Source organism: Pseudomonas sp. R11-23-07 (genome assembly GCF_003852295.1).
Lineage (GTDB): Bacteria > Pseudomonadota > Gammaproteobacteria > Pseudomonadales > Pseudomonadaceae > Aquipseudomonas.
Genome location: NZ_CP027761.1, coordinates 4,375,401 through 4,387,549, shown reverse-complemented (window position 1 = coordinate 4,387,549; position 12,149 = coordinate 4,375,401). Strand labels below are relative to the sequence as shown.

Annotated in this window: 15 protein-coding genes; 14 read left to right on the top strand and 1 reads right to left on the bottom strand. The window is 59.3% G+C overall.

The annotated features are described in order from the left end of the window. The first annotated feature begins 382 nt into the window (after positions 1-382). Together C4J84_RS20140 and C4J84_RS20135 are read left to right on the top strand one after the other, a co-directional pair. Positions 383-808: an HIT domain-containing protein gene (locus C4J84_RS20140; RefSeq protein WP_124364188.1), complete on the top strand. Its 426-nt coding sequence runs from the start codon at positions 383-385 to the stop codon at positions 806-808. Positions 809-811: 3 nt separating this feature from the next. Then, positions 812-1,018, top strand: a complete 207-nt coding sequence (locus tag C4J84_RS20135; RefSeq protein ID WP_124364187.1) for a SlyX family protein — start codon at positions 812-814, stop codon at positions 1,016-1,018. A 71-nt stretch (positions 1,019-1,089) separates the two neighbouring features. Here the strand turns inward: C4J84_RS20135 and C4J84_RS26625 are convergent, their stop codons facing one another. Further along, a complete protein-coding gene (locus tag C4J84_RS26625; protein ID WP_005790922.1) occupies positions 1,090-1,692 on the bottom strand; it encodes a cold-shock protein in 603 nt (200 codons plus the stop codon). 428 nt (positions 1,693-2,120) lie between these two features. Between C4J84_RS26625 and C4J84_RS20125 the strand changes: the two genes are divergently transcribed. The 12 genes from C4J84_RS20125 (at position 2,121) to tolA (ending at position 12,145) form a co-directional block, all read left to right on the top strand. Next, on the top strand, positions 2,121-2,594 hold the full coding sequence (locus C4J84_RS20125) for a Dps family protein (RefSeq protein WP_003193874.1): 474 nt from the start codon (positions 2,121-2,123) through the stop codon (positions 2,592-2,594). A 183-nt stretch (positions 2,595-2,777) separates the two neighbouring features. Beyond that, positions 2,778-3,110 carry a ribbon-helix-helix domain-containing protein gene (locus C4J84_RS20120; RefSeq protein ID WP_124371699.1) on the top strand — a complete coding sequence of 111 codons (333 nt, stop codon included), beginning with the start codon at positions 2,778-2,780 and terminating at the stop codon, positions 3,108-3,110. 170 nt (positions 3,111-3,280) lie between these two features. After that, entirely contained in the window at positions 3,281-3,502 is a 222-nt protein-coding gene (locus tag C4J84_RS20115; protein ID WP_003193872.1) for an FmdB family zinc ribbon protein, read from the top strand. Positions 3,503-3,610: 108 nt separating this feature from the next. After that, complete coding sequence (gene aspS / locus C4J84_RS20110; protein ID WP_124436004.1) at positions 3,611-5,386, top strand: aspartate--tRNA ligase; 1,776 nt, start codon at positions 3,611-3,613, stop codon at positions 5,384-5,386. Between the two features lie 147 nt (positions 5,387-5,533). Then, positions 5,534-6,280, top strand: coding sequence for a YebC/PmpR family DNA-binding transcriptional regulator (locus C4J84_RS20105; protein ID WP_124364185.1), 747 nt, complete (start codon positions 5,534-5,536; stop codon positions 6,278-6,280). A 651-nt stretch (positions 6,281-6,931) separates the two neighbouring features. Further along, positions 6,932-7,456, top strand: coding sequence for a crossover junction endodeoxyribonuclease RuvC (gene ruvC, locus C4J84_RS20100; RefSeq protein ID WP_057723842.1), 525 nt, complete (start codon positions 6,932-6,934; stop codon positions 7,454-7,456). Positions 7,457-7,523: 67 nt separating this feature from the next. After that, complete coding sequence (ruvA, locus tag C4J84_RS20095) at positions 7,524-8,135, top strand: Holliday junction branch migration protein RuvA (protein ID WP_124364184.1); 612 nt, start codon at positions 7,524-7,526, stop codon at positions 8,133-8,135. Next, entirely contained in the window at positions 8,136-9,194 is a 1,059-nt protein-coding gene (gene ruvB / locus C4J84_RS20090) for a Holliday junction branch migration DNA helicase RuvB (protein WP_003175801.1), read from the top strand. Between the two features lie 249 nt (positions 9,195-9,443). Beyond that, positions 9,444-9,899: a tol-pal system-associated acyl-CoA thioesterase gene (ybgC, locus tag C4J84_RS20080; RefSeq protein WP_124364183.1), complete on the top strand. Its 456-nt coding sequence runs from the start codon at positions 9,444-9,446 to the stop codon at positions 9,897-9,899. Between the two features lies 1 nt (position 9,900). Continuing rightward, positions 9,901-10,596: a protein TolQ gene (tolQ, locus tag C4J84_RS20075; protein ID WP_053135845.1), complete on the top strand. Its 696-nt coding sequence runs from the start codon at positions 9,901-9,903 to the stop codon at positions 10,594-10,596. Positions 10,597-10,619: 23 nt separating this feature from the next. Beyond that, the gene (gene tolR / locus C4J84_RS20070; RefSeq protein ID WP_161793227.1) at positions 10,620-11,072 is read left to right on the top strand and encodes a protein TolR; all 453 of its coding nucleotides are present in this window, start codon (positions 10,620-10,622) and stop codon (positions 11,070-11,072) included. Beyond that, on the top strand, positions 11,072-12,145 hold the full coding sequence (gene tolA / locus C4J84_RS20065) for a cell envelope integrity protein TolA (RefSeq protein WP_124436003.1): 1,074 nt from the start codon (positions 11,072-11,074) through the stop codon (positions 12,143-12,145). Before tolR ends, tolA begins: the two co-directional genes overlap by 1 nt. Positions 12,146-12,149: the final 4 nt, after the last annotated feature.

The following is a 12,149-nucleotide window of genomic DNA, read 5'->3' as shown; positions in this document are numbered from 1 at the left end:
CGCCAACCGAATGTCATTTTTTCGTGAAAAACGTTACGGCAGTGTAAAAACCGCATAAACACGGGCCTCTCGGGCAGTTTGGTTCAGGCTCGACATTCAGGTGTTACCGTCGTGCGGTGGTGCGCAAAACCTGCGCTTGAGCAAAACGTTACCGATTGACCCTCAAAAGTGGGTAGCGGCCGACTCCCTTTGAAGCACAAGTGGGTCATTTTGGTGCATCCCTTCGAAGCCCGAGTTAGCGTGGTTCACACATCCGACTGCCTCTAAAGGGTGCATCCATGGAATGGGTTTGCCTCAGGCTGCTCGCGCATTCGCCGTGAAGCCTCGCGCATTCGGCGGTATGCTGGGCGCCTGTAATTGACCTGCCGAACGGAGTGCCCACGTGTTCGCTTTAGATCAACGCCTGCAACAAGACACATTGGCCATTGGGGACTTCCCGCTCTGTCGCCTGCTGCTGTCCAATGATTCGAATTATCCCTGGTTCATCTTGGTACCGCGCATTGACGGTATCAGCGAAGTGTTTCAACTGGATGTCGCCGAGCAACAGACGTTGTGGCAGGAAACGACCGCCCTCGCACAGCTGCTGAACGAAGGCCTGGCCGCCGATAAGATGAACATCGGCGCGCTGGGTAACGTGGTCAGCCAGTTGCATGTGCATGTCATCGTGCGCAAGCGCGATGACGTGGCATGGCCGGCGCCGGTGTGGGGCAAGCATCCGGCCCGTCCATACAGCGCAGAGCAGGTGGCGGCGATTCGCAGCCGATTGCGTGAATTACTGCCTGCCGACTTCATTTTTACCCAGGACTGAACCATGGACCTGCAAGATCGCGTCACCGACCTGGAAAGCCGCCTGGCGTTCCAGGACGACACCATCGAAACCCTCAATGACATTCTGGTCGCCCAGCAGCAAGCGGTGGAGCGCCTGCAATTGCAGATGATCGCCTTGCTCAAGCGTCAGGAAGAGATGGGCGGCCAGTTCGAAACCTCGGAAGAAGAAGCCCCGCCGCCGCACTATTAAATGAGCGTGCAATAAAAAACCGCGATCCAGCCTACGCCGGATCGCGGTTTTTTTTGCAGCGCAGGCTGGAATCAGCGACGCGGCAGGGCAGCGATGACATCTTCAGCTTGCAGGCCTTTGTCGCGGTTCATCACCGAGAACTCCACGCGCTGGCCTTCGACCAGGACGCGGTGGCCTTCACCGCGGATAGCTCGGAAGTGGACGAAGATATCGTCACCCGAGTCGCGCGAAATAAAGCCGAAGCCTTTGGAGGTGTTGAACCACTTGACGGTCCCGGTATCCCGGTTGGTCATGTCGTAGTTTTGCGACGCGGCCGCTGGGGACGAACGGTAGAAGCTGATGGCCAGGTGAAGAACGATGGCGACCACAGCGATTACCAGGCTAAGCAGGATGGCCGGGTGGCCGCCCACTTCAGGCATGGGTGCCAGCAGGGTAAGGGTTTGAACAACGACGGTCAGTACCAGCAGCGCGCTGACCAGGTTTTGCAGTTGATGACGCGTGCCTTTGTTCCAGTAGGGGATTACCGGTGCCAGGGTCAGGTTGAGAAGGCCGAACAAGGCCAGGTATAGAGCGTCGTGTTGTTGCAGGTAGGGCAGGCTTTCAGGCTGCAGGCTCGGGATAAAGGACAGCAGCAACGCTGCAACGCCCGTTAGCAGGTGGACGATTTTCAACATTTGATTAACTCACGTTAAGACGGATCACAAGGAAGAGCTGACTGGCACGGTTCGCTTCTGAACAATGGGAGGCGTTGGGCACGTGCGCGGGTAGCAGCCTATGTGACGTGCCGCAGAAATGAACGGCAGCCACACGCCGCCTATTTAACAGCAAAGGCTGTGCCTACTCAAATCAAGCATTTCGGGGTGTTGCAATCGAGGTGGCATTTTTGCGTCGAAGGCTTGTCCTAGACAGGTGCAGGTAATTTGAGCGGCCTTTCGAGCGTTTTTCTTACAGGATGACCGGCTCTTCGGCCGCTGCCCTCGCAACCGTTGCGGGGCAATTTGCCGCACATTGCCTGGGTGCGTCGGGCTGCACGCGGCCAGCACTCTTGCTAGAGTGATCCTGCACCTGATCAATGAATGCTCGTCAATTGAAGGGGAAAAACATGGCAATCGATATTGGTATCAGTGAAGAAGATCGTAAATCCATCGTCGACGGACTTTCACGGCTGCTGTCCGATACCTATGTGCTGTACCTGAAGACCCACAACTTCCACTGGAACGTCACGGGCCCCATGTTTCGTACGCTGCACTTGATGTTCGAAGAGCAGTACAACGAGCTGGCGCTGGCGGTGGATTCCATCGCCGAGCGTATCCGTGCCCTCGGCTTCCCGGCACCGGGTGCCTATTCGATCTACGCCCGCCTGTCTTCGATCAAGGAAGAAGAGGGTGTGCCGAGCGCCGAAGAGATGATCAAGCAACTGGTAGCGGGCCAGGAGGCTGTCACCCGTACCGCGCGTGGCATTTTCCCGTTGCTCGACAAGGTCAGCGATGAGCCGACTGCGGACCTGTTGACCCAACGGATGCAAGTTCACGAAAAAACCGCGTGGATGCTGCGCTCGCTGCTCGAAAACCAATAACTGTCGAACCCGTGCGGCGTCTTCGGGGCGCCGCTCACTGGTTTCTCTGCGCTTGCTGGCGTTGTCCTACGACGCCCAGCGCCCGCGTCTTCTGGCTGCTTGTCGCTTCCTGCGGTTTTATAGGCTGACCGTCCAATGGGAGAAACCCATGGACTGCTGTTTTGGCAAGGGAGTGTCAGGTGTATGTCATGTGGTAAGGGCGTGGAAACCGGTGGTTTTCACAAGATAAAGGTCGATCCCTTCGCAAAAGGGTTCGACATGGGGCTCGCCAAACCATTGTCGCGGTCGGTGCGGCTCAACGGGTTTTCCACCTGCCTGCGGCTGGAACAGATCTATTGGAATATCCTCACGGAAATGGCCAGGATCAATACCTGCTCGGTCAGTGCGTTGTTGTCCTATGTCGATCGGGAAGTGCATTTGCGTTATGGCGGTGTGAAGAACTTCAGCGGGCTGGTGCGGGTGGTGTGTGTCGTTCACCTGTTGAAAGACCGCCTTAGCGCCTCTGGCCCCTTCTGATGGAGGCTGCAGGGCGCGGCCCTTCCTTCCGGCGGGCCGCGCCTCGGGCAGAAAGCTGGCTGCGCTGCCTCGATTTACCAGATATAATCCCGCGCTTTGCTGCGCATGCCGGGCTTTATGCACATCGGCAGGGCGTAGCGCAGTAACGATCTGATCGCCGAGACAACTCCATGCCCATGTACGACTATCAATGTGCTTCCTGTGGTCATCAGTTGGAAGCCATTCAGAAGATCAGCGCCGCGCCGCTGGTCGATTGCCCAGCCTGCCAGGCACCTGAGTTGAAAAAGATGTTGTCCATGCCGGGCTTCCGCCTGAGCGGCAGCGGCTGGTACGAGACCGATTTCAAGACCGGCGCCAAGAAGAACCTGGCGGGCGGCGACAAAGCAGACTGAGTTGAACTCTACGCGCAGGCTCCTGCATTATCCGTCCCCTGCTTTAATGTACGGTGACGAGGCACGCCTGCCACCGAATTTCGAATTACGAGAAGTGAAACCACGACCATGATGCGCAGCCACTATTGCGGCCAACTGAACGAGACCCTGGAAGGTCAGGAAATCACCCTTTGCGGATGGGTTCACCGTCGCCGCGACCACGGCGGGGTGATCTTCCTCGATATCCGTGATCGTGATGGTCTGGCCCAGGTAGTGTTCGACCCGGATCGCGCCGAGAGCTTCGCCGCCGCCGACCGCGTGCGCAGCGAATACGTCGTGAAGATCACTGGCAAGGTGCGCCTGCGCCCGGCCGGTGCCGTGAACAAGAACATGGCGTCCGGCGGCATTGAAGTGCTGGGCTACGAGCTGGAAGTGCTGAACGAGTCGGAAACCCCGCCGTTCCCACTGAACGAATATTCCGACGTTGGCGAGGAAAACCGCCTGCGCTATCGCTTCCTGGACCTGCGTCGTCCGGAAATGGCCGAGAAGCTGCGTCTGCGTTCGCGCATGACCACCAGCATCCGCCGCTTCCTCGACGAGAACGGCTTCCTCGACGTGGAAACGCCGATTCTCACCCGCGCCACGCCGGAAGGCGCACGCGACTACCTGGTACCGAGCCGTACCCACCCGGGTAGCTTCTTCGCCTTGCCGCAATCGCCGCAGCTGTTCAAGCAGCTGCTGATGGTGGCCGGCTTCGACCGTTACTACCAGATCGCCAAGTGCTTCCGCGACGAAGACCTGCGCGCCGACCGCCAGCCGGAATTCACCCAGATCGACATCGAGACCAGCTTCCTCGATGAAAAAGAGATCATGGGCCTTACCGAACAAATGATCCGCAACCTGTTCAAGGAAGTGCTGGACCTGGAGTTCGGCGAATTCCCGCACATGACCTTCGAAGAGGCCATGCGTCGCTACGGTTCCGACAAGCCAGACCTGCGTAACCCGCTGGAACTGGTCGACGTGGCCGACCAGCTCAAGGACGTCGACTTCAAGGTGTTCAGCGGCCCGGCCAACGACCCGAAATGCCGCATCGCCGCTCTGCGCGTGCCTGGCGGCGCGAGCATGCCGCGCAAGCAGATCGACGACTACACCAAGTTCGTCGGCATCTACGGTGCCAAGGGCCTGGCGTACATCAAGGTCAACGAGCGCGCCAATGGCGTTGACGGCCTGCAGTCGCCGATCGTGAAGAACATCCCCGAAGCCAACCTGAACACGATCCTCGATCGCGTCGGTGCGGTCGATGGCGATATCGTGTTCTTCGGTGCCGACAAGGCCAAGATCGTCAGCGAAGCCCTGGGCGCACTGCGTATCAAGCTGGGTCACGACCTGAACCTGCTGACCTGCGAATGGGCCCCGATGTGGGTGGTCGACTTCCCGATGTTCGAAGAGAACGACGACGGCAGCTTCAGCGCCTTGCACCACCCGTTCACCGCGCCGAAGTGCTCCCCGGCCGAGCTGGAAGCCAACCCGGCCGGCGCGTTGTCCCGTGCCTACGACATGGTGCTCAACGGCACTGAGTTGGGTGGCGGTTCGATCCGTATTCACCGCAAAGAGATGCAGCAAGCGGTGTTCCGTCTGCTGGGCATCAACGAAGCGGAACAGGAAGAGAAGTTCGGCTTCCTGCTCGACGCGCTCAAGTACGGTGCGCCGCCGCACGGTGGCCTGGCCTTCGGCCTGGACCGTCTGGTGATGCTGATGACCGGCGCCCAGTCGATCCGTGAAGTGATTGCGTTCCCGAAAACCCAGAGTGCTGCGGACGTCATGACCCAGGCGCCGGGCGTCGTGGATGCCAAGGCGCTGCGCGAATTGCACATCCGTCTGCGCGAGACGCCGAAGGCTGAGTAAGGCTGCTGCGTGAAAGCGCACTGAGGTTTACGCAGTCTTAAAGGCGCATCTTCGGATGCGCCTTTGCGTTACAAAGGCCGCACTTAAAAAGAGAAGTCCGCCCGGAGCGGGATAGATAAGGTTTCTATAGAATTTCGGAGTTGTGTTATGGCTGGCCATTCCAAGTGGGCGAACATCAAGCACCGCAAAGAGCGTCAGGATGCCAAGAAAGGCAAGATATTCACCAAGTGGATCCGCGAGCTGACCGTCGCCGCCCGCCAGGGTGGCGGTGACCCGGGCTCCAACCCGCGCCTGCGCCTGGCGCTGGACAAGGCGCTCGGCGCCAACATGAGCCGTGACATCATCGACCGCGCCGTGGCCCGTGGCGCCGGCGCCGCCGACACCGACGACATGGTCGAGCTGACCTACGAAGGCTATGGGCCAGGCGGCGTGGCGGTGATGGTCGAATGCATGACCGATAACCGTAACCGTACTGCAGCTGCGGTGCGTCATGCGTTCAGCAAGTGCGGCGGCAACCTGGGTACCGACGGTTCGGTGGCCTACCTGTTCGAGCGCAAGGGGCAGATTACCTTTGCGGCCGGTACGGATGAAGATGCGCTGATGGAAGCCGCGATGGAGGCGGATGCCGACGACGTGGTCACAAACGAAGATGGCTCCATCGACGTGTTCACCTCGTTCGCCAGCTTCTACGCGGTGCGCAACGCCCTGGAGGCCGCGGGTTTCAAAGGTACCGACGCGGAAATCGTGATGTTGCCGACCACCAGTGCGGAACTGGACCTGGACGGTGCGCAGAAGGTGTTGAAGCTGCTGGATATGCTTGAAGACCTGGATGATGTGCAAAACGTGTATTCGAATGCCGACATTCCGGAATCCGTGGCCGAACAGCTAAGCTGAAGAACTACATAGATCCAAATGTGGGAGGGGGCTTGCCCCCGATAGCGGTGGGTCAGCCAAAAATATTCTGACTGATCCACTGCCATCGGGGGTATACACAGCTTTGGCACGGCCCTGAACCTGTGGCGGCTCAGGAGCCGAAGCCTCTCTAACTGATGCCCCGCGACCAAAATGTGGGAGGGGGCTTGCCCCCGATGGCGGCCTGACAGCCGACCAGGATGTGGATCAGAGCGAGTACATATCCGTTGCTGCGGTAACGGCGGCTGGTGGTTCCGCTCTTACAGCGGGTCACTTTTGGAAGGACCCAAAAGTAACCAAAAGGTCCTCGCCCCACCACTCGGCACCTCGCTTAGGCTCGGTGTGCCCGAACGCAGGTTTGAATTCGTGGGCCGCCGCCATGCGCCATCCATGGCGCAGGGCGGCTAACCCGGCGTCCTGCCGGGTTACCCACGGATTCAAACCTGCGTTCGGCCAGCGTGGTTAACGGGGCGACTGAGATCAAGATCAAAAGCAAGAGCGGCTCGCTTCGCATCGTGGTTACCGTTGGCTGCTACAAAGTTGTGTAGATATCCATGGCCATCGGGGGCAAGCCCCCTCCCACATTTGAACTTCGGCGTATCACAAAATGTGTTTATTTAACCTGCAGGCGTTATGACTTTAATCCTAGGTATCGACCCCGGTTCGCGCATTACCGGTTTTGGCGTGGTGCAACACACGCCGCGTGGCTGCGTTTATGTGGCCTCGGGCTGTATTCGCACCGGCGCGGGAGAACTGGCCGAGCGCCTGCAGATCGTCTATCGCGGCGTGCGTGAAGTCATCCAGACCTACGGCCCGGTGACCATGGGCATCGAAAAAGTCTTCATGGCCAAGAATGCTGACTCGGCGTTGAAGCTCGGCCAGGCCCGTGGTGCGGCCATTGTGGCGGGGGCCGAGGAGGGCATGGAAATCGCCGAATACACCGCGACCCAGGTCAAGCAGGCGGTCGTCGGTACGGGTGGGGCGAATAAGGAGCAGGTGCAAATGATGGTCATGCACATGCTCAAACTCACCTCTAAACCACAAATCGACGCCTCCGACGCCCTGGCCATTGCCATTTGCCACGCCCACACCCGCTCCAGCCTGCTGCCTCATGGCCTGGGCGCGGCACGCAGTCGTGGCGGACGCCTGCGTCTCTGATAGCATCAGCGCAATCGTTATTTCCGGTCAGGCCTGTTCTGACCCCCAAGCTTTAAGGATCTGAACCGTGATTGGACGCTTGCGCGGCACCCTGGCTGAGAAACAGCCGCCGCACCTGATTCTGGATGTGAATGGATTGGGGTATGAGCTTGAAGTGCCCATGACCACCTTGTACCGCTTGCCGTCGGTCGGCGAGCCGATAACTTTGCACACGCATTTAGTCGTGCGAGAGGACGCGCAACTGCTCTATGGTTTCATTGGCAAGCGCGACCGTGACTTCTTTCGCGAGCTGATTCGCCTCAACGGCGTAGGGCCCAAGCTGGCCCTGGCGTTGATGTCGAGCCTGGAAGTGGATGAGCTGGTGCGTGCCGTTTCGGCCCAGGACACCTCGGCGCTGACCAAGGTGCCCGGTGTCGGCAAGAAAACCGCCGAGCGCCTGCTGGTGGAACTCAAGGACCGCTTCAAGGCCTGGGAAGTGGTGCCGAGCATGTTCGCCCTGGTGCCCAATCAACCGGATATGCCGGCGACTCAGGTTGCCAGTGCCGAAAGCGATGCTGTGAGTGCGTTGATCTCCCTGGGCTACAAGCCGCAGGAGGCCAGCAAAGCGGTGTCGGCCATTAAAGACAAGAACCTGAGCAGCGAAGACATGATCCGCCGAGCCCTGAAGGGAATGATTTAAGTGATTGAAGCTGATCGTCTGATCGCGGCCACCGGCCCGCGCGACCGTGAAGAAGTCCAGGACCGCGCCATCCGCCCCTTGAGCCTGGCCGACTACATCGGCCAGCCCACCGTGCGCGAGCAGATGGAACTGTTCATCCAGGCCGCGCGCGGGCGCAGCGAGTCGCTGGATCACACACTGATCTTCGGCCCGCCGGGCCTGGGTAAAACCACCCTGGCCAATATCATCGCCCAGGAAATGGGCGTGTCGATCAAGTCCACGTCCGGCCCGGTGCTGGAGCGCCCCGGCGACCTGGCCGCGCTGCTGACCAATCTCGAGCCTCACGACGTGCTGTTTATCGACGAGATCCACCGGCTGTCGCCCATCGTCGAGGAAGTGCTGTACCCGGCGATGGAGGACTTCCAGCTCGACATCATGATCGGCGAAGGCCCGGCGGCCCGTTCGATCAAACTCGACCTGCCACCGTTCACCCTGGTCGGCGCGACCACCCGTGCCGGCATGCTGACCAACCCGCTGCGAGACCGTTTCGGTATCGTTCAACGTCTTGAGTTCTATAGCACCGCCGACCTTGCGACTATCGTCAGCCGTTCGGCGAGTATCCTCGGCTTGCCGCTGGACCCTGAAGGCGCATTCGAAATCGCCCGACGCGCGCGGGGTACGCCACGGATCGCCAACCGTTTGCTGCGCCGCGTACGCGATTTTGCCGAGGTACGGGCCAAGGGGCATATCACCAAGGCGGTCGCGGACCTGGCGTTGAACCTGCTGGATGTGGATGAGCATGGCTTCGATCATCAGGATCGACGCCTGCTGCTGACCATGATCGAGAAATTCGACGGTGGCCCGGTGGGCGTGGACAGCCTGGCCGCCGCCATCAGTGAAGAGCGGCATACCATCGAGGATGTGCTGGAGCCCTACCTGATCCAGCAGGGCTACATCATGCGCACGCCACGGGGCAGGGTGGTAACGCGCCACGCCTATCTGCACTTCGGGCTAAACATTCCGTCACGATTGGGAGAGATGCCCGTGGTAGACGAATTTCTCGATGCAGTGGACGATTAAAAAATTGCAGGAGCGAGCTTGCTCGCGAAAAACCTCGGCGATGACGCAGTGTGTCTGGTTGTACGCGGCGCGCTCAGGGGCTTTGCAAGCAAGCTTGCTCCTGCAGGGTATTTGTCATGTGGGGTGATTTATCTGAAGTTTGTGCTGTCCCAGTGTCTGGCGTCGTCATTCAGGCTATGGAAATGTGTTCAGGTATTGAAAAAACAGTTGTCCAGCCGGATTGGCAACCTGAGGAGTAAGCACTAGAGTATGCGCGCGCAAAACGGGGATCAGTCGTTCGCACATCGCTGTCGCGTTTATTACGAGGACACTGATGCCGGCGGCATCGTTTATTACGTCAATTACCTGAAATTCATGGAGCGGGCTCGAACCGAGCGGCTACGGGAGCTGGGCTTTGCCCAATCCTTGCTGGCAGGGGAGGACCTGTTATTCGTCGTGCATTCCAGCGAGGCGCGTTACCACGCACCGGCGCGACTGGACGATGAACTGCTGGTCAGCGCTGAAGTCATCGAATTGAACCGTGCCAGCCTGCGCTTCAAACAGCAGGTCAGGCGGGCTACGGATGCAACGCTGCTCTGTGAGGGGCAGTTCCTGGTGGCGTGTGTACGCACCAACAGTTTGAAACCTCGGGCCATTCCCGAAACTCTACGTGCGGCCTTTGCCGCCGTGAGCGGCGCGGGTAAACAATCAAAGCAGGAGATTTAGCGTGGAACCTACCGTCGTCGACCATTCCTCCATGTGGAGCCTGGTCAGCAATGCCAGTGTCGTGGTGCAACTGGTCATGCTGACCCTGGTAGCCGCATCGGTTACCTCTTGGGTCATGATTTTTCAGCGCAGCAACTTGCTGCGTGCCGGTCGACGTGCCCTGGAGAGCTTTGAAGAGCGCTTCTGGTCGGGTATCGACCTGTCCAAGCTGTATCGCCAGGCCGGCAGCAATCCGGACCCGGATTCGGGCGTCGAGCAAATCTTCCGCGCCGGCTTCAAGGAGTTCTCGCGCCTGCGCCAGCAACCGGGCGTTGACCCGGAAGCGGTGATGGAAGGTGTGGCCCGGGCCATGCGCGTCGCCATCTCCCGCGAAGAAGAGAAACTGGAGCAGAGCCTGCCGTTCCTGGCGACTGTGGGTTCCGTCAGCCCGTACATCGGCCTGTTCGGTACCGTATGGGGCATCATGAACTCCTTCCGTGGCCTGGCCCAGGCCCAGCAAGCGACCCTGGCCACCGTGGCCCCGGGCATCGCCGAAGCCCTGATCGCCACCGCGATCGGCCTGTTCGCCGCTATCCCCGCAGTAATTGCCTACAACCGTTTTGCCGCCACCAGCGAAACGTTGATCAGCCGTTACTACACCTTCGCCGATGAATTCCAGGCGATCCTGCACCGTAAAGTGCACACCAGCGAAGAATAAGCAGGTAATTCCCAATGGCTTTAATCGCTCGAGCTCGCAAAAAGCGCAAGCCGGTCGCCGAGATGAACGTAGTGCCCTACATCGACGTGATGCTGGTGCTGCTGGTGATCTTCATGGTGACCGCGCCGATGCTCAACCAGGGCGTGAAGGTTGATCTGCCCAAGGTTTCCAGTGAAGCCCTGCCGCAAGACAACAACACTCAGGTCCTGACCATTTCGATCAAGGCTGACAAGACCTACTACTGGAACCTTGGCAGCGAAGTCGACACGCAGAAGCAGCAGGACAAGGCCCTGACCTTGCCGGCGATGACTGACGCCGTGACCAAGATCATTCGCTCCGGCAACGAAGGCGGCAAGCACACCCAGGTGTTCATTCGCGGTGACAAGTCGGTCGACTATGGCTCCGTCATGGGCGCCATGGGCGGGCTGCAGAAGGCCGGCGTCGGTAACGTTGGCTTGATTACCGAGGCGCCCTGATGCAGCAACAGCGAGAGCCGTCCGCCTCGGAAAGCTACTTCTGGCCTGGCGTGTGGGCAATTGTCCTGCACATCCTGGTGTTCGGCATGCTGTTCGTCAGCTTTGCCATGACCCCGGACCTGCCGCCAGCCAAGCCGATCGTGCAGGCGACCCTGTATCAGCTGAAATCGAAAAGTCAGGCCACCACCCAGACCAATCAGAAGATTGCGGGTGAGGCCCAGAAGTCGGCTGCGCGCCAGACCGAAGTCGAGCAGATGGAACAGAAGAAGGTCGAGCAGGAAGCGGTGAAGGCTGCTGCGGAACAAAAGAAAGAAGAGGCGGCTCAAAAGGCCGAGGAATCGAAAAAGGCTGACGAAGCGAAGAAAGCTGACGAGGCGAAAAAGGCTGATGAAGCCAAGAAGTCCGAGAAAGCTGCCGAAGCCAAAAAGGCCGAAGAGAAACAATTGGCTGATATAGCCAAGAAGAAATCCGAAGAAGAAGCCAAGAAAGCTGCCGAGGAAGAGGCCAAGAAAAAGGCCGCTGAAGAAGCCAAGAAAAAGATCGTCGAAGACGCGAAGAAGAAAGCCGCCGAAGACGCCAAGAAAAAAGCTGAAGCAGACGAGGCGAAAAAGAAAGTCGCCGACGAAGCGAAGAAGAAAGCTGCCGCCGACGCCTCCAAGAAAAAGGCCCAGGAAGCAGCCCGTAAATCCGCCGAAGAGAAAAAGGCCCAGGCCCTGGCAGATTTGCTTTCCGACACGCCGCAGCGTCAGCAAGCCTTGGCCGATGAGCGTGGCGATGAAGTCGCGGGCAGTTTCGACGACCTGATCCGGGCCCGGGCAGCGGAAGGCTGGACACGTCCACCTTCGGCACGTAAAGGCATGACAGTAGTGCTGCAGATCGGCATGTTGCCGGACGGCACGGTGACTTCGGTCAGCGTGGCCAAGTCCAGTGGTGACGGTTCGTTCGATAGTTCGGCGGTTGCCGCAGTCAAGAATATTGGCCGGTTGACCGAGATGCAGGGAATGAAACCAAGCGACTTCGCTCCCTATCGTTCATTCAAGATGACATTCACACCTGAGGATCTAGCCTTGTGAGAAA